Below are 15,748 nucleotides of genomic sequence, written 5' to 3'. Positions count from 1 at the left end.
CACGCTTCCCGAGCCTCGCGAGCGGGGAAGATGAGCCCATGCTGCACCTGCGGATCACGGCCCCGGCGGAGCTGACCGACCAGGCCGTCGAGCTGCTGACCGCCGACCCCGCGGTCACGAACCTCATCCACCTCCCGGGCGCCGCGATCCGCCCGGAGGGCGACGTCCTCCTCGCCGACGTGGCGCGCGAAGCCGCGAACCAGATCATCGACGAGCTGCGCGCGCTCGGGATCCCGGAGGCCGGCAGCATCCACGTCGACCCGGCACGGACCTGGCTCTCCCGGGCCGGGTTCGACGCGGATCGGCGTACTCCCGGCAGCAGCGCGGACTCGGTCGTCTGGGCCGAGGTCACCCAGCGTGCCTACGAGGAGTCCGAGCTGAACTGGACCTATCTGTCCTTCATGGTCCTGGCGACCCTCATCGCGAGCATCGCGATCATCCTGGACTCCCAGATCCTCGTGATCGGCGCGATGGTGCTCGGGCCGGAGTTCGTGCCGATCGCCACGCTGGGCCTGGCGGTCGTGCGGCGCCGGAAGACGCTGTTCGGCATCGCCGCGCGAACCCTCGTCGTGGGCTTCGTCGTGGCGATCGCCATCGCCGCGCTCGCGGCGCTGGCCGCGCGCGGCCTCGGCTGGGTGCACGCGGACGACGTCACCGCCGACCGCACGAGCACCACGTTCATCTACCACCCGGACAAGTTCTCGTTTCTCGTCGCGCTGATCGCCGCGGCGGCGGGCGTGCTGGCCCTGACGTCGTCCAAGGTGGGAGGGCTGTCCGGTGTCTTCATCTCGGTCACCACGGTCCCGGCGGCCGGCAACGTGGCGCTCGGCCTGGCGTTCGGGATCTCCCACGAGATCTGGGGCAGCACGCTGCAGCTGGTCCTGAACATCAGTGGGATGGTGCTGGCCGGGTGGCTCACGCTGGCCCTCCAGGCGGCCGTGTGGGCCTGGATGTCGGCCCGCAGGGAACGGCTGGTCAGCCGCAGGGGATCGCGGCCGCGACGCCCGTGATCGAGATCAGCTTCGCCATCGATCGCGGCGGATGCTGGATCATCAGCCGTTTCCCGATCCGCTCCAGACTCACTGCGCAGGCCTCGATCGCGCGCAGGCCGGCGAGGTCGCAGAAGGTGACACCCTCCACGTCGAGGACGACGAACATCGCGCCGCGAGCAGTAGCCCCGATCGAGTCCAGGGCGTCGGCGAGCAGGTGGGCGGAGCCGAGGTCGAGCTCGCCGAAGACGCACACGCGAGGGGACGCAGGATCGAAGTGGAGCCGGATGCCGAGCTCCGGGGATCCGGGAGCCGGATGTTGAGCAACCGTGGACATGGGGTCGTCTTCCCGATGGCTGTGCCCGGTGTGCGATGCGAGACCGCCGGCTGCTTCCTAACCACTTCAACCGTAGACCGCGTGTCAAGCAGGCCGCCGGACGAGCTGCTCGACGACGCCGGATGACGGCGCTCCCGTCGGGTACCACCCAGTCGGGTCCGACCATCCCAGAAGAGGAGCTCCCATGGCTGACCAGATGACCGGACGCGTGGTGCTCGTGACCGGTGCCGGGCGCGAGCTGGGCCGCGCGATCGCGCTCGAGCTCGCCGGCTGCGGCGCGCACGTGGTGGTTGCCGACGTCGACGGCACCGGCGCCAAGGACACGGCGATCCAGGTGGAGGACGCCGGCGGCAGCGCCGAGGGCGTCGAGCTCGACGCCAGCACCCCCCACCAGGTCGAGAGCGTGTTCAAGGTGGTGTTCCGCGACTACGCGGAGAAGTTCGACGGCCTGGTCGACATCGACGAGCAGGACTCGACGTACCGGGCTTTCATCGAGGGCCGGCTCGACCTCGAGGACGCCGACGGCGTCGCCGACCTCGTCACCGTCGCCCCGACCGGGACGGCGGTCGAGAAGGCCGCCGACGCGATCCAGACCGAGGCGCGCGAGCGGGGCTGGCCGCTCCGCGTCTCGGCGATCGACGCCGCCGCTGCGACGACCGACCCGGCGAGCGTCGCCGCGCTGGTCCGGACGACGCTGGGCTGCTAGCCCGGTTGCGGCGGGGTCCGCTGGGAACCACACCCCCATGGCCGATCTCAATGCGCTGGTGCTCGCCTGCACCCTCAAGCCGTCGCCGTCACCGTCGAGCTCCGTCCAGCTCGGCACCGAGTTCCTCGAGGCGCTCCGGGAGCACGGCGTGGAGGGGTCGCTCGTCCGGGTCGCCGACCACTCCGTGAAGTTCGGGGTCTCGACCGACGAGGGTGACGGAGACGCGTGGCCGACGGTCCGTCAGCAGATGCTCGCCGCCGACGTCCTGGTGATCGCGACGCCGATCTGGATGGGGCAGCCCGCCTCGGTGTGCAAGATGGTGCTCGAGCGGCTCGACGCCGAGATCTCGGAGACCGACGACGAGGGCCGGATGGAGACCTACGGCAAGGTCGCCGCGGTCGCCGTCGTCGGCAACGAGGACGGCGCGCACCACGTGATCGCGGAGTGCCTCCAGGCGCTCAACGACGTCGGGTTCAGCGTCGCGGCGAACGGCTCGACGTACTGGGTCGGCGAGGCGATGCAGAGCACGGACTACCTGGACCTGGACGGGGGCTCGGAGAAGACGAGCGCCACGACCAGGACGGCCGCGGCGAACACCGTCCACCTCGCACGGCTGCTCAAGGAGAGCGGGTACCCCGCGGCCTAGGAGCCCGCTCGGTCAGTGGTTGCGGAGCGCCTCGACGAGCTCGCCCTTGTTCATCTTGGAGCGGCCGTCGATGCCGATCTCGCCCGCGCGCTTGCGGAGCTTGTCGACCGTCCAGTCGTCGTACGAACCCGACCTCCCGCCTCGCCGGCTGACCTTCTTGCCCTGGTTGGCCTGCGCATTGGAGATCCGTGCGGCCTTCTCCTTGCTCGCACCCTCGTCGCGCAGCGCCTCGTAGGTGTCCGGGTTCTTCACGCTGGGACCGGGCTTCTTCTTGCCGGGCATGAGTCCTCCTTCGCTCTGTGTGCTCATCTGCGGTACCCGGGCGCCGTCGGGACAACCGGCGATCCTTCACCCGCGGAGCGGGCGGATGCCGGCGCCGGGACCGACCCGGACCTCGCCGGTGGCCGCCCGCGACGACGGCGAGCAGGGCGACCGCGGCGGCAGCTCGCCCGCCGCGGCGCCCCCGGCTCAAGTCAGGTGCCGGCGCCGCAGAACCCGCGGCACGCCGTACCAGAGTGTCCCGGAGACCGTCACCGACACGGCGGCGGCGACCAGCCCAGCGGTCGTGCTGACGGCGATGTCGAAGACCAGGAGCACCACCGTCGAGGAGACCAGCCCGAAGAGCAGCAGCCCGACCCGGGCGCACTTGTTGGCCGCCTCGACGATCCAGTCCCGCTCGCCCTGGCGGAACAGGATCCGGTGGAACGACACGGGCGCGACGATCAGGGCCGTCGTGAGGACCGCCCCACCGAGCACGCCCAGGTAGATGACCTTCTGGTGGTCCTCCAGCGCCGTGAACCGGTCGGAGAACGGCACGGTGAGGAGGAAGCCGGTGAGGATCTGCACGCCGGTCTGCATGACCCGCAGCTCCTGGAGCAGCTCGTTCCAGTTGCGGGTGAGCCGCTCGGCCGACGGCTCGTCCTCATCGCGCTTGGTGCCCACGACCGTCAGGCTCCCCGGCTCGGGCCCACGTGGACGAGATAGCCACCGGGCCGACGGTCCCGCACACCGAGCACCGCGCGCTCGGGCACCGTGGCGTCGGCGGCGGCGTACTCCGCCAGCCAGCCCGTCAGTCGCTCGACCTGCTTCGACAGGCCCACCTGGAGCACGACGTGGCCGTCGGGTGCGAGGTGGTCGAGGCACACGTCCACGCACTCGTGCAGCGCGTCGACGCCCTCGACCGCTCCGGTGGACGGCTCCACCGGTTCGTCGGGGTAGGCCACCCCGACCATGGGCAGCCACGGCGGGTCCGCGATCACCATCGGGAAGCGCTCCTCGGCGCGCAGGCTGCTCCCGAGCGGGCCCACGCGTACGTCGCTCCGGACCCGAGCGGCCTCGGCGTTCCGGCGTGCGTACGCCGCGGCCGTCGGGTCCTCGTCGACCTGGACCAGGTCGCGGCCCGAGCCGTGGGCGGCGAGGAGGCCGATGTGGCCGGCGCCGCAGCACAGCTCGAGGATCGGCCCGTCGGGAGCACCGAGCAGCAGGTCCGCGGCCCAGCGGCCCTGCTCGGCGGTCCACGGACGCGGCCGCAGCACCCGTCGGTCCCAGCCGATCGCCAGCCCCGCGAAGTCGGTGACCTCTACGTCGGGCGCATCGAGCCGGGCAGAGCGGTGCATGCATGGTGGGTACCCACCAGGTGATTCCTCATAAGGCGAGGCAGGCCGTCCCCGGCCCGGTGCTACTTGCTCCGGTCGACGGTCAGGTCGTCGAGCAGCGCGTCCAGCAGCCTCCTGAGCCCGGGGTGGCTGACGTGACCCTCGCGGGCGACGGCGAGCAGCCGGTCGGCGACGTCGCGCACCTTGACGTTCCGGTTGCGCGACCACCACTTCAACATGGCGAAGGCAGCATCCGCGTCCAGGCCGTAGGCCAGCATGAGCACGCCCTTGGCCTGCTCGATCGTCTCGCGGGCCGCGGCCGACGCCGCGACCGCCGCGTCGGCGGCCGCGCTGTTCTCGGCGGTGAACTCGGGCGTGAGGTCGACGTAGTAGCCGGTGAGATGGGTCACCCGGGCGCCGTCGCGCACCCCCTCTCCCGTCACGACCACGCGGCGCTCGGAGCCGTCGACGAGGATGCGGTAGTAGATGGAGAACGGCTCACCGGTGGCCGCGGCTTCGGCGAAGCGGTCCTCGACGCGCTGGCGGTCGTCGCGATGCTTGTGCTTGAGGAACAGCTCGTTGCTCGGCTCCACCGTGTGGGGCTCGTAGCCGTGGATGCGGTAGACGTCGTCGTCCCACTCCCAGCGCTGCTCTGCCACGTGGAAGACGAAGCGACCTGTCTGCCGGGTCTCCCCCGGTGCCAGATCAGTCCGCTGCTCCGTCGTCACGACGCCCCCCGCTTCCGTATGCCGCCGACCGGCAAGGGTACCTCCCGGCCCCGAGAGAGGAGGTCGTCCCGATGGCCGGACCCGATGCCCGCGAGAGCAAAATAGCGCCCCGTGAACTCGGCGGGAAGCATGCCCTCCCGGAGAGCAACCTGACCCGCCTTCCCAACGTGCTGCCGAAGGCCTGCGGCCCGCTGAGCGAGGGCGTCATCCGCGCGCTGACAGCGGACCCGAGCGACCCGCCGCGGTCGGTGCCCGTGCACGACGACCTCGGGCACCCGGTCGACCCGCTCGTCGATCGCGACTTCCAGCTCGCGCTCTGGATGCTCTACGAGCTGCACTACCGCGGCTTCCCCGGCGTCCCGGCCGACCTGGAGTGGGACCCGCTCCTGATCGCCGCGCGGCAGCCGATGGAGCGGGCGTTCGAGGCGGCCGTGCGGGACCTGGTCGGCCCTATCGACTGGCCGGCCGGGGGCGAGCAGCCGAAGCAACCCGGCGTGGCGGTGGCGGACCGGATCTTCGAGGCCACCGGCAGCGGTGCGCTGCCCGAGCTGGCCAGCTTCCTGCAGCGGCGTGCCGACGTGGACCACTACCGGACCTACCTGGCCCGTCGTGCGGTCTACCAGCTGCGGGAGTCCGACCCGCAGAGCTTCGTGCTGCCGCGGCTCGAGGGAGCGCCCAAGGCCGCGCTCGCCGAGCTCCAGTACGACGAGTACGGCGGCGGCCAGCCCTCGAGGCTGCACGCGACCCTGTTCGCCGACGCCCTCGAGAGCCTCGGCATGACGACGGACGTCATCCCCTACGTCGACCAGGCGCCCGCGGCCACCCTCGCCGCCGTCAACGTGATGTCCCTCTTCGCGCTGAACCGGCGCCTGCGGGGCGCGGCGCTCGGCCACCTCGCGGCCTACGAGGCGACGAGCTCGGTGCCGTGCCGGATGGTCGCGCTCGGCGCACGCCGGCTCGGGCTGCCCGACCCCGTGGCGGCGTACTTCGAGGAGCACGTGGAGGCCGACTCCGTGCACGAGCAGGTCGCCGTACGCGACATCTGCGGTGCGTTCGTCGACGACAACCCCGCCGAGGCGGCCGACGTCCTGTTCGGGGTCGCGGCGTCCCTCGCCGTGGACGCCCTGGCCGCCGAGGCGATCCTCTCGCCATGGCGCGACATGCCCGAGGACGTCGCCCAGTGACGACCGTGAGCGTGCGTCAGTGTCCCGGCGGCCCGCTGCTGGTCCGGGGCGCGACCCAGGTGGAGACCGAGGACGGCGAGCTGGTGCCGGTCGCCCGCCCCGTGGTCGCCCTCTGCCAGTGCGGCCGCTCCGGCCGGATGCCCTGGTGCGACAGCAGCCACAAGTTCGGCTCCGACGGCATCACCCGCCGCCGCCAGGACTGACGGGACGGGCCGCGCGACCGCGAGGGCGGCAGCGTGTCGGTCGCCGACCCGCTCGCTCAGAAAAATGGCATGTCCCTCGGTCCTGCGCCGGTGGACCGAGGGACAAGCGGGGGGGCGGCGTCAGGCAGCCGTAGCGTGCTGACGCTGCGGCGTGGGGCTGCCGATCGAACGACGGAGGTCCCGCATGATGCGCTGCAGCAGCCGCGAGACCTGGACCTGGGTCACGCCCAGCTCGTCGGCGATCTGCTGCTGCGTCAGCTGCTCGTAGAAGCGCATCCGGAGGATCTGTCGATCACGCGGCTTGAGCCGCCGGCACGCAGGTGCCAGCACGGCGACGGCTTCGGTGCGGTCGAAGCCGGCGTCGAGGCTCGGGAGCCGGTCGATCCAGGGCGTGTCTGCCCCGGCGGCCGGTGACTCGTCGAGCGAGGAGGGGCTGGCGCAGTCGCGGCAGTCGATCGCCTCGAGGACGTCGTCCTCCTCGCAGCCGACCAGCTCGGCGATCTCCCGCGGCGTCGGAGCGCGGCCGAGCCGCTGGCTCAGCTCCTCCTCGGCCGTGGCGATCCGCGGCCGCAGCTCCTGGAGCCGGCGCGGGGGCCGGACCGTCCAGCTGACGTCACGGAAGTACCGCTTGAGCTCGCCGAGGATGCTCGGCACCGCGAAGACCAGCAGGTCCTCGCCGCGGTCCGGCCGGAAGGCGCGGACCGCCTTGGTGAGGGCCAGGCAGGCAACCTGCTCCAGCTCCTCGACCTGCTGACCGCGGTTGCGGTAGCGGGCTGCCAACGAGTGCGCGACGGGGATGTTGAGGACGATCACTTCGTCCAGGACACGGTTGCGCTCGTCGCCTTCCAGATCGACTGCCAGGTTGAGCAGGTACGCCGTACGGCGCTTGCGCTCGTCCGAGGTGACTTCAGGCTTGGCGGACGTAAGAGGGGTGATGGTGGACTTGTCTGACGCCAGAACGGCGGTGGTGGTCACGAACTACTCCCGAGGACGAGAGCGATGTGGCGGTTGGCTTGGCCACAGGTGTTCAGCAATCGAGGACCAGTTACCCAACGTACTCAGCGGCCAAACATTTGCAACCAACCAACTTTTTTGGGACCAACGTCCTGATAACCGGAGGGCCTCGGAGCGCGTTGTAAGGGTGACGTCCAAAGCCGAGCCCGAGGAGACCCATGGAGCGCGTCGTCGTCGAGCTGAGCCCCTTCACCCGGCGCAGCCGTTCGATCGCGGTCAGCCACGTCGCCGCGGGCCTGGCCCGCGGGCTCGAGCCGGGCGAGTTCGTCCTCGTGCACGACCCCGCCGACGGGGTCGACTTCACCGCGGCCGTCGCCGACATCGGCTTCGAGCTGGAGGACACCGTCTACCGACTCGAGCTCGGCACCCGGATCACCGCCGAGGAGGCCCAGGAGTGGCTGGCCCCCGAGCCGGCCCCGCCCGCCGCCGGCCAGGTCACCACCCGTCGGCTGGTCGACCTCCTCCGCGAGCTCCGCTCCCGCGAGCGTGCCCTGCAGGAGTTCCTGGGCATCTCCGGCGGCTGACCCGTGACGGGCCGGTCGGAGGCCCGCATGGCCCGTTCTGACCACTTGTCCAAACACTTTCGGTTGGACGTCGGCCGAACCCCTCGTAGGTTGGTTGAAAGTTCTTGAAACTACTCACGTGCCCGCCGCCTCGACCATCCGCGTCTACCTCGTCGACGACCACGAGATCGTCCGCCGAGGCATCGCCAGCCTCATCGCCGCCCTCGCCGACGACATCGAGGTGGTGGGGCAGGCCGCGACGGCGACCGTCGCGCTCCCCGAGATCCTGCGGCTCCGGCCCGACGTCGTGGTCCTCGACGCCCAGCTCCCCGACGGCACCGGCATCGAGCTGTGCCGCGAGATGCGTTCGCTCGACCCCGAGATCCGCGGCCTGATCCTCACCAGCTACGACAGCGAGGCCGCGGTGAGCTCGGCCATCCTCGCCGGCGCCAGCGGCTACGTCCTCAAGCAGATCGACGGCACCAACCTGGTCAGCGGGATCCGCCTGATCGCCGCGGGCCACTCCCTCATCGACCCGGTGATGGCTGCCCGCGTCCAGCAGCAGGTCGAGTTCCACAAGTCGACCCTCGAGCTGATCTCCGAGCTGACCCCGCGCCAGACCAAGATCCTGTTCCTCATCGGCGAGGGCCTCACCAACCGCCAGATCGGGGAGCGCCTCTTCCTCGCCGAGAAGACCGTCAAGAACCACGTCACCGGCCTTCTCAGCCGCCTCGGCGTCGAGACCCGCATGCAGGCCGCCCTGCTCGCCAACCGGGTCCGCAACGACTACCAGCCCGCCCCCCTCCCCCGCCGGGAGGACCTCCGCCCCGCCTCGGTCGACATCGTCATCCCCGACCGCCGCACCGCGGGCTGACCCAGCCACTCCGAGGCGCGACCTCACCCACCGGCGACGCGCGGACGGCGGTCCGCGCGGGCGCCGGGCGGCGATTCCTCGACGACGCGCCGGCCGGAGCCACCGCGGCGCCCGACCGAAGAGCCGAGCGCGGCAAGAGGCTAAGCCGACCGGTGTCCGCGCGGGCCGCTGTCCGCCCGACAGCCAACCTCACCCTCAATTGGCTCGAGCCGGGCGACATTCACAACGAACGCCGCCCGGCCCGATCGAATCAGGACCTCACGCCTCCAGCGTGAACTTCCCGACCAGTCCCTTCAGCTCCCCCGCCATCCCGGTCAGCTCCGTGGCCGACCGCAGCGTCTCCTCCGCGCCCTCCCGGGTCTGGGCGGCGGCGGAGGCGACCTGGGTGACGTCCTCGGCGATGCCGTTCGCGCCGGCCGCGGCCTCGGTCACCGACCGCGCGATCTCGTTGGTCGTCGCGGTCTGCTCCTCGACCGCGGAGGCGATCGTGGTCTGGATGTCGTTGATCCGGGCGATGACGTCCGCGATCCGGCTGATCGCGGAGACCGCACCCTGGGTGTCGGTCTGGATCGCCTCGATCTTCTGGCTGATGTCCTCGGTCGCCCGCGCGGTCTCCTTGGCCAGCTCCTTGACCTCGTTGGCCACGACCGCGAAGCCCTTGCCGGCGTCGCCGGCGCGCGCGGCCTCGATGGTCGCGTTGAGCGCGAGCAGGTTGGTCTGCTGGGCGATCGAGGTGATCACCTTGATGACCTGCCCGATCTCGGCCGACGACTCGCCCAGCGACGCGACGGTCGCCTGGGCGCCGCTCGCGACGGTCACCGCGTCGGTAGCGACGGTGGCTGCCTCGGTGGCGTTCTTCGCGATCTCCCGGATGCTGGCGGTCATCTCCTCGGCCGCGGTCGCGACCGTCTGGATCGACGCCGACACCTGCACCGACGCGGTGGACGCGGACGCGGCCCGCTCCGAGGTCAGCGCCGCACCGCCGCCCATCCCCTCGGAGGTCGTGGTCAGCTGCTGCGCCGCGACGGAGAGGGTGTCCGCCGTACCGCTGATCTGGCCCATGCTGCCGCGCAGCGTGTCCAGCAGCGTGCGGAGGGCCGCGGCGACCTGGCCGGCAGCGTCGTCGCCGTCCACGGCCAGCTCGTGGGTCAGGTCACCGGCGGCAGCCGCCTGGACCGCCTCGAGGATCAGGGCGACCTTGGCGGACTGCGCCTCGGCGGCGGCGCGCTCGCGGCTGTCCCGCTCGATGCGCTCGACGGCCGAGGAGACCAGGCGGCCGACGTTCCGGAGGGAGTCGAGGCGCTGGGGGCTCGGGTCGAGGGTCTCGGTCGCGAAGAAGTCCATCGTGCCGACCACCTCGCCGCCGACGATGATGGGGAAGCAGACGCCGGACTTGACGCCGACCTTCTGCGCGACGGGCGCCCGGACGCAGTCGGTCATCTCGCCGATGTCGCGGGTGAAGTAGAGGTCGCGCTGCTTCCAGGTGCGACCGGACAGGCCGACGCCCTCGGCGAAGGACGCCTCGAGCGTCACCCGGCGGAACTCCGGACCGGCGTCGCCCGACTCCCGGTCGAACTTGAGCAGCGCGTCGGCGGGGTCGACCCGCCAGAACGAGCCGTACGCCCAGCCGAACTCGCGGCGGACGGTGTCGAGCGCGGTCTGCACGGCGACGTCGACGTCCTCGATCGCCGAGAGGGCGGACAGCACCTCGTTGACCGCCTTCGTGTCGGCGGCCGACTCGGTGCGCTCCCGCTCCATGCGGAGCTTGTCGGTGACGACCTCCCAGGTCGCCATCGCGCCGATGTACTGGCCCTGCTCGTCGCGGATCGCCGACACCAGCAGGTCCAGCGTCTCCGGGCCGACGGAGATGTCCGCACGGCGCGGGAGGTTGGTCTCGTCGGCGAGCACGCCGCGCTGGTAGCTCGGGGTCTTGTGGAAGATGTCGAGGCTCGATCCCACGACGTCCTTGGCCTTGACCGGCAGGTGCTCCTCGAGCCGGGTCAGCGTCTCGAGCGAGGCCGGGTTCATGTAGGTGATGACGAAGTCGCGGTCGGCGAACATCATGTTCGTCGGGCTGTTCTCCATCATCGAGGTGATCCGCGCGACCTCGCGCTCCAGCCGGAGCTTCTCGGTCACGACCTCCCAGGTCGCCATCGCTCCGATGTGCCGGCCCTTGGCGTCGCGGATCGGGGAGACGTTGAGGTCGAGGACCTCCGGACCGACGTTGATGTTCGCGCGGCGCGGCAGGTTCGACTCGTCGGCCAGGATGCCGCGCTGGTAGCCCGGGTCCTTGTGGAAGATGTCCAGGCTCGAGCCAACGACGTCCTTCGCCTTGACCGGCAGGTGCTCCTCGAGCCGGGTCAGCGTCTCGAGCGAGGCCGGGTTCATGTAGGTGATGACGAAGTCCCGGTCGGCGAACATCACGTTCGTCGGCGAGTTGTCGAGCATCGACCGGAACAGCGCCGGGTCGAGGCCCTCCTCGGCGTGCGGGGCTGGGTGACGGCCGTTCACCGCCGGGGCGGTCTGCAGATCGGTCACGGGGTTCCTCCGGTGGTGTCGGTGTCGTGGATGGTGAGGTCGAGGGCCCGGTCGACGTCGAGGACGAGGAGGATCGCGTCCGCCAGCGGACGGACCTCCCGTACGACGTCGCGCAGGGCGCCCGGCAGGTTCGGTGGCACGGGCGCCGCACCGCCGCGGTCGCTGGTGTCGATGACATCGCCGATGTCGTCGACGAGGAGGCTGACCACCTCGCCGGCGCAGCGGACGATGACGTTCATCGGCGGCCGGTCGGCCGGCCGCTCCTGCAGGTCCAGCCGGACCCGCAGGTCGACGGCGGTGACGATCTGGCCGCGCAGGTTGATCAGGCCGTGGACGGCCTCGTGCGCCCGAGGGACAGGGGTCATCGGCTGGTGCCGGATCACCTCCTGGACCTCGTCGACGGCGACGCCGAAGAACAGGCCGTCGACCCAGAACGTGCAGTACTGCTCCGTGGAGGGCGCGACCGACGTCGCGACGGTGGTCGGCGCGTTCATCGGGCACCTGCTCCCGCGAGGGCGACGACGGCCGGCAGGTCGACGAGGTCGGTGACCCGGTCCTGCACGACGGCCGAGCCGGTGACGCCGTGCCGGCGCCCGGAGTCGGACCGCACCAGGGTCGTCTCGACGACGTCGAGCACCCGGTCGATGACGATGCCCACGGACCCGCCGCCGTCGCGGCCGCCGACGTCGTGGACGACGACGTGGACCTGCTCGTCGGAGGCGTCGGTCTCGGTGAGCCCGATCGCGGGCGCGAGCCGGACGAGCGGCAGGATGCCGTCGCGGTACTGGACGACCTCGGCGGTCCCGGACCGCTCGATGCGGCTCACCGGGAACTCCTCGAGCCGGGCGACCGCCTCGAGCGGGAGGGCCGCACGGCGGCCGCCGGCGACCTCGAGGACGAGCAGCGCGGTGGCGTCGGGGTCCGCGTCGCCGCGGGTGTCCGCCGCGTCGGCGTCGGTCGCGGAGATCCCGCGGGTCTGCGCCACGCCCGCGACGTCGAGGATCAGGGCCACGCGGCCGTCGCCCATGATGGTCGCGCCGGCGTACATCGCCAGCCCCTTGAGCTGGCGCCCGATCGGCTTGACCACGATCTCCTGGGTGTCGTGCACCTCCCCGACGCAAAGGCCGAACCGGATGTCGTCGCTCTGCAGCACGACCACGGTCAGCGCGTCGGTGGCCGGCTCGCCGCCGCCGAGCGTCTCGGCGAGGTGGACGAGCGGCAGCAGCCGGCCCCGCAGCCGGAGGACCGGCGCACCGGCGAGCCGTTCGACGTCGCGGGCGAGGTCCTCGCCCTCGAGCCGGACCAGCTCCACCAGGTTTGCCTGCGGGATCGCGTACCGCTCGCCGCCCTCCCCCACCACGAGCGCCGGGATGATCGCGAGCGTCAGCGGGATGCGGACCCGGCACGTCGTGCCGCGGCCCACCTCGGACTGCACGTCGACCGAGCCGCCGATCCGCTCGATGTTGGTGCGGACGACGTCCATGCCGACGCCGCGGCCGGAGATGTTGCTGACCTCGGCGGCGGTCGAGAAGCCGGGACGGAAGATCAGGCCGAGCACCTCGCGGGCGTCCATGCGGGCGAGCTGCTCGCGGGTGACGACGCCGCGGTCGATCGCGGCGGCGCCGATCCGAGCGGGGTCGATGCCCTTGCCGTCGTCGCGGATCTCCACGACGACCTGGCCGGACTCGTGGAAGGCGCGCAGCACGAGGGTGCCCTTGGCCGGCTTGCCCGCGGCGGTGCGGACGTCGGGTGGCTCGATGCCGTGGTCGAGGGCGTTGCGGACCAGGTGGGTCAGCGGGCCCTTGAGCGCCTCGAGGAGGCTGCGGTCGAGCTCGGTCTCGTGGCCCTCCATCACCAGCTCGACCTCGCGGCCGAGCTGGTGGGCGAGGTCCCGGACGACGCGCGGCATCTTCGACCAGACCTGGCCGATCGGCTGCATGCGGGTCTTCATCACCGACTCCTGCAGCTCGCTCGCGACCAGGTCGAGCCGCTGGCTCGCCCGGCCGAGCTCGGCGTCGGTGCCGGCCTCGGTGCGCTGCAGGATCTGGTTGCGGGTGAGGACGAGCTCACCGACGAGCTGGACCAGGTTGTCGAGCAGGTCGACGTCGACGCGGACCGAGGAGTCGACGACGGTACGGCGCTCGGCGCCGTCGAAGGTCTCCGCGGGGTCGGCGGCCGGCGTACGGCGCTCGACGCCGTCCCAGACCTCCTCGTCCACGGTGGCTGGGGGTACCGACGGAGGCGCGCTCAACCCGTCCGGGGACGACGTCGGGTCGACGCCACCCCCGTCGGTCCCTTGAAGAGTTGCCGCCGTCTCGACGTCCGTCGTCGCGGGCGGCGCCGCGGGTTCCCCCGCGAGCAGCCGCTCGATGACCTCGACGACGGGCGCGACGTCGACCGACGGGTCGGTGTCGGAGGCAGTCCGCTCGATGGCGTCGAGGAGGCCGCGGACGGTGTCGACCATCCGCAGCAGCGCCTCGGTGACCTCGAGCGTCATCTCCTGCTCGCCGTCGCGCAGCCGCGACAGGAGCGTCTCACCGACGTGGGTCAGCTCTTCGAGCCGCCCGAACGCGAGAAATCCGCTGGTGCCCTTGATCGTGTGGATCGTCCTGAAGATGCTCGAGAGCAGATCCCGTGAACCGGGCTGCTGCTCCAGCTCGACCAGGTCTCGGTCGAGCTGGTCGAGGTTCTCGTGCGACTCCACCAGGAACTCCGCGATGATCTCCGCGTCGTCGTCCATGCGCCCTCCCTTCAACCCCGCTCATCGGCGGCAGTCGGGTCGGGATGAGGCGAATGCGCTCGCGGGTCAGCGGCGGTCGCGAAGTGCCTGCGTCAGGGAGTCGACGGCGTCCTTCGAGGGCGAGGCGGCCTCGGTGTTGGTCTCGGCGAGCTGCTCGAGGAGCTCGGCGCGGTGGACGCGGACCGAGCGGGGGGCGTCGATGCCGATGCGGACCACGTCGCCGCGCACCTCGAGGACGGTGATCGTGACACGTTCGGCGCTGGCGCCGACGACGATCGACTCGCCGATGCGGCGGGAGAGGACGAGCACGATGCCGAGGCTAGCGGGTGACCGGCGCGCTCACGCGACCAACGGCGCGGCCAGCGGCAGCTCGGCGTCCTCGAGGATCACCTGGGCGGCGCGACGGGTGGCCGTGTTGACCACGATCGGCGCGCGCAGGTTGACCGTGGTGGAGGCGAGCGAGTCGCCGGCGTGGACGACCAGGAGGACCAGGGCGTCCGCCGCGGAGGCGATGCCGAGCTCCGCGACGACGTCGTCGTCGAGCTCGGGGGCGTAGTCGGGGAAGAACGGCGCGGGCGGGACGACCACGAACTGCAGGTCGTCGCGGTGCAACGAGCGGAACCCCATCAGCACGCCGCTCTCGTCGAGCCGGACGAGCGCGAACCGCTCGTCGTCGGGGAAGCCGGGCATCGGGTGCGCCAGCTCGATCACCGGGAGGTCCACTGCTTCGACACCGTCCATGACGTCCATCCTGGCAGCCTGCAGCGCGGTCACGAGGTCACCGGGGTCACGGGGGTCACCGCAGGAAGTCGACGAGGCTCGGCTGCAGCACGCGGGACGTGGCGGCGAGCGAGGCCTGGTAGGAGACCTCCGCGAGCTGGAGCTCGACCGTGGTCGCGGCGAGGTCGGCGTTCTCGACGTTGCTGAGGTCGCCGTCGAGCGCGGCCTTGGCGTCGGTCGCGGACTGGGCGGCGCGCTCGACCCGGTTCTGGGTGGCGCCGACGGCGGTACGGGCCGAGGTCACCGTGTCGAGGCGAGCGGCGAGCGCGTCGAGCGAGGCGCCGATCGCTGTGGTGTTGCCCGAGCGCAGCGCGGCGGACAGTCCGTCGAGCTCGGCGAAGACCGAGGTCGCGCCGTCGCCGAACACGGTGTTGCCGTCGACGTCGACCTTGACCACGACGCCGTCGCCGACCCGCCGGTTGACGTTGCCGACCACGCCGACGAAGTTGCCGGCGTCGTCGTAGGCCTTCGAGCCGCTGGTGATGCCGCCGAAGACCGGGCGGTCGAGGTAGGTGGAGTTGGCCTGGGAGACCAGGTCGGCCCGGAGCCCGTCGACCTCGGTGGCCAGTGCGTCCCGGGCGACCTGGCCCACCGACCCGGTGTTGTTGCCCTGGAGCCCGACCTCGCGGGCCCGGCGGACGGTGTCGGTGACCGAGCCGAGCGTCGAGTCGATCTGGGTGAGCCAGCCGAGGCCGTCCTGGGCGTTGCGGGCGTACTGCTCCTGGGCGGCCCGCTCGCTCCTGATCCGCATGGCGGCGGTGGTGGCGGTCGGGCTGTCCGACGGCCGGTTGAGCACCCGGCCGGTGGTGAGCTGCTCCTGCACCTTGGCGAGCCGGCCGAGGCCGCTCTGCACCGAGCCGAGCGAGTTCTGGGCCAGCATCCGCTGGGTGACGCGTCCGATGGTCATGGCG

The 15,748-nt window shown here is 71.7% G+C and carries 19 protein-coding genes; 7 read left to right on the top strand and 12 right to left on the bottom strand.

Annotated features, from left to right (window positions below):
• The first annotated feature begins 38 nt into the window (after positions 1-38).
• Positions 39-1,010: a DUF389 domain-containing protein gene (locus ABD709_RS00565; protein WP_344771816.1), complete on the top strand. Its 972-nt coding sequence runs from the start codon at positions 39-41 to the stop codon at positions 1,008-1,010.
• Here the strand turns inward: ABD709_RS00565 and ABD709_RS00560 are convergent.
• Entirely contained in the window at positions 976-1,326 is a 351-nt protein-coding gene (locus ABD709_RS00560) for an STAS domain-containing protein (RefSeq protein ID WP_344771815.1), read from the bottom strand. The genes ABD709_RS00565 and ABD709_RS00560 overlap by 35 nt on opposite strands.
• Positions 1,327-1,510: 184 nt before the next feature.
• Between ABD709_RS00560 and ABD709_RS00555 the strand changes: the two genes are divergently transcribed.
• Positions 1,511-2,032 (top strand): SDR family NAD(P)-dependent oxidoreductase, encoded by a 522-nt coding sequence (locus tag ABD709_RS00555; protein WP_344771814.1) that lies wholly within the window; start codon positions 1,511-1,513, stop codon positions 2,030-2,032.
• 37 nt (positions 2,033-2,069) lie between these two features.
• Entirely contained in the window at positions 2,070-2,678 is a 609-nt protein-coding gene (locus ABD709_RS00550) for a flavodoxin family protein (protein ID WP_344771813.1), read from the top strand.
• A gap of 12 nt (positions 2,679-2,690) precedes the next feature.
• On the opposite strand, the gene ABD709_RS00545 is transcribed toward ABD709_RS00550, so the two are convergent.
• The 4 genes from ABD709_RS00545 to ABD709_RS00530 all read right to left on the bottom strand — a co-directional run bounded on the left by ABD709_RS00545 (position 2,691) and on the right by ABD709_RS00530 (position 4,932).
• Positions 2,691-2,960, bottom strand: coding sequence for a DUF7218 family protein (locus tag ABD709_RS00545; protein ID WP_344771812.1), 270 nt, complete (start codon positions 2,958-2,960; stop codon positions 2,691-2,693).
• Positions 2,961-3,146: 186 nt separating this feature from the next.
• Complete coding sequence (locus tag ABD709_RS00540) at positions 3,147-3,620, bottom strand: DUF6328 family protein (RefSeq protein WP_344771811.1); 474 nt, start codon at positions 3,618-3,620, stop codon at positions 3,147-3,149.
• A gap of 5 nt (positions 3,621-3,625) precedes the next feature.
• Positions 3,626-4,294: a methyltransferase gene (locus ABD709_RS00535; RefSeq protein ID WP_344771810.1), complete on the bottom strand. Its 669-nt coding sequence runs from the start codon at positions 4,292-4,294 to the stop codon at positions 3,626-3,628.
• Positions 4,295-4,356: 62 nt separating this feature from the next.
• Complete coding sequence (locus ABD709_RS00530) at positions 4,357-4,932, bottom strand: PAS and ANTAR domain-containing protein (protein WP_344771809.1); 576 nt, start codon at positions 4,930-4,932, stop codon at positions 4,357-4,359.
• 140 nt (positions 4,933-5,072) lie between these two features.
• On the opposite strand from ABD709_RS00530, the gene ABD709_RS00525 reads away from it, so the two are divergent.
• Together ABD709_RS00525 and ABD709_RS00520 are read left to right on the top strand one after the other, a co-directional pair.
• Entirely contained in the window at positions 5,073-6,185 is a 1,113-nt protein-coding gene (locus tag ABD709_RS00525; protein ID WP_344771808.1) for an iron-containing redox enzyme family protein, read from the top strand.
• On the top strand, positions 6,182-6,388 hold the full coding sequence (locus ABD709_RS00520; RefSeq protein ID WP_344771807.1) for a CDGSH iron-sulfur domain-containing protein: 207 nt from the start codon (positions 6,182-6,184) through the stop codon (positions 6,386-6,388). Before ABD709_RS00525 ends, ABD709_RS00520 begins: the two co-directional genes overlap by 4 nt.
• 120 nt (positions 6,389-6,508) lie before the next feature.
• Here the strand turns inward: ABD709_RS00520 and ABD709_RS00515 are convergent, their stop codons facing one another.
• Positions 6,509-7,363, bottom strand: coding sequence for a sigma-70 family RNA polymerase sigma factor (locus tag ABD709_RS00515; RefSeq protein WP_344771806.1), 855 nt, complete (start codon positions 7,361-7,363; stop codon positions 6,509-6,511).
• A 197-nt stretch (positions 7,364-7,560) separates the two neighbouring features.
• Between ABD709_RS00515 and ABD709_RS00510 the strand changes: the two genes are divergently transcribed.
• Positions 7,561-7,926: a hypothetical protein gene (locus tag ABD709_RS00510; RefSeq protein ID WP_344771805.1), complete on the top strand. Its 366-nt coding sequence runs from the start codon at positions 7,561-7,563 to the stop codon at positions 7,924-7,926.
• A gap of 118 nt (positions 7,927-8,044) precedes the next feature.
• A complete protein-coding gene (locus tag ABD709_RS00505; RefSeq protein ID WP_344771804.1) occupies positions 8,045-8,779 on the top strand; it encodes a response regulator in 735 nt (244 codons plus the stop codon).
• 258 nt (positions 8,780-9,037) lie between these two features.
• Here the strand turns inward: ABD709_RS00505 and ABD709_RS00500 are convergent, their stop codons facing one another.
• The 6 genes from ABD709_RS00500 to ABD709_RS00475 form a co-directional block, all read right to left on the bottom strand.
• Positions 9,038-11,317, bottom strand: a complete 2,280-nt coding sequence (locus ABD709_RS00500; RefSeq protein WP_344771803.1) for a methyl-accepting chemotaxis protein — start codon at positions 11,315-11,317, stop codon at positions 9,038-9,040.
• Positions 11,314-11,811: a chemotaxis protein CheW gene (locus tag ABD709_RS00495; protein WP_344771802.1), complete on the bottom strand. Its 498-nt coding sequence runs from the start codon at positions 11,809-11,811 to the stop codon at positions 11,314-11,316. Before ABD709_RS00495 ends, ABD709_RS00500 begins: the two co-directional genes overlap by 4 nt.
• Positions 11,808-14,057: a chemotaxis protein CheA gene (locus ABD709_RS00490; protein WP_344771801.1), complete on the bottom strand. Its 2,250-nt coding sequence runs from the start codon at positions 14,055-14,057 to the stop codon at positions 11,808-11,810. The genes ABD709_RS00495 and ABD709_RS00490 overlap by 4 nt, the downstream gene beginning before the upstream one ends.
• Before the next feature lie 66 nt (positions 14,058-14,123).
• A complete protein-coding gene (gene csrA / locus ABD709_RS00485) occupies positions 14,124-14,366 on the bottom strand; it encodes a carbon storage regulator CsrA (RefSeq protein ID WP_344771800.1) in 243 nt (80 codons plus the stop codon).
• A 30-nt stretch (positions 14,367-14,396) separates the two neighbouring features.
• A complete protein-coding gene (fliW, locus tag ABD709_RS00480; RefSeq protein WP_344771799.1) occupies positions 14,397-14,798 on the bottom strand; it encodes a flagellar assembly protein FliW in 402 nt (133 codons plus the stop codon).
• A 55-nt stretch (positions 14,799-14,853) separates the two neighbouring features.
• The gene (locus tag ABD709_RS00475; RefSeq protein WP_344771798.1) at positions 14,854-15,744 is read right to left on the bottom strand and encodes a flagellin N-terminal helical domain-containing protein; all 891 of its coding nucleotides are present in this window, start codon (positions 15,742-15,744) and stop codon (positions 14,854-14,856) included.
• Positions 15,745-15,748 lie beyond the last annotated feature (4 nt).

Source organism: Nocardioides panacisoli (genome assembly GCF_039537325.1).
Taxonomy (GTDB): domain Bacteria; phylum Actinomycetota; class Actinomycetes; order Propionibacteriales; family Nocardioidaceae; genus Nocardioides; species Nocardioides panacisoli.
The sequence above is the reverse complement of the archived record's forward strand: the minus strand, read 5'-3'. Positions and strand labels throughout refer to the sequence as shown.

Coding starts and splice junctions, on each gene's coding strand:
- fliW (WP_344771799.1), bottom strand. CDS start 14,798: ATGGACGGTGTCGAAGCAGTGGACCTCCCGGTGATCGAGCTGGCGCAC.
- ABD709_RS00565 (WP_344771816.1), top strand. CDS start 39: ATGCTGCACCTGCGGATCACGGCCCCGGCGGAGCTGACCGACCAGGCC.
- ABD709_RS00550 (WP_344771813.1), top strand. CDS start 2,070: ATGGCCGATCTCAATGCGCTGGTGCTCGCCTGCACCCTCAAGCCGTCG.
- ABD709_RS00525 (WP_344771808.1), top strand. CDS start 5,073: ATGGCCGGACCCGATGCCCGCGAGAGCAAAATAGCGCCCCGTGAACTC.
- ABD709_RS00510 (WP_344771805.1), top strand. CDS start 7,561: ATGGAGCGCGTCGTCGTCGAGCTGAGCCCCTTCACCCGGCGCAGCCGT.
- ABD709_RS00560 (WP_344771815.1), bottom strand. CDS start 1,326: ATGTCCACGGTTGCTCAACATCCGGCTCCCGGATCCCCGGAGCTCGGC.
- ABD709_RS00535 (WP_344771810.1), bottom strand. CDS start 4,294: ATGCACCGCTCTGCCCGGCTCGATGCGCCCGACGTAGAGGTCACCGAC.
- ABD709_RS00475 (WP_344771798.1), bottom strand. CDS start 15,744: ATGACCATCGGACGCGTCACCCAGCGGATGCTGGCCCAGAACTCGCTC.
- ABD709_RS00490 (WP_344771801.1), bottom strand. CDS start 14,057: ATGGACGACGACGCGGAGATCATCGCGGAGTTCCTGGTGGAGTCGCAC.
- ABD709_RS00495 (WP_344771802.1), bottom strand. CDS start 11,811: ATGAACGCGCCGACCACCGTCGCGACGTCGGTCGCGCCCTCCACGGAG.
- ABD709_RS00545 (WP_344771812.1), bottom strand. CDS start 2,960: ATGCCCGGCAAGAAGAAGCCCGGTCCCAGCGTGAAGAACCCGGACACC.
- ABD709_RS00555 (WP_344771814.1), top strand. CDS start 1,511: ATGGCTGACCAGATGACCGGACGCGTGGTGCTCGTGACCGGTGCCGGG.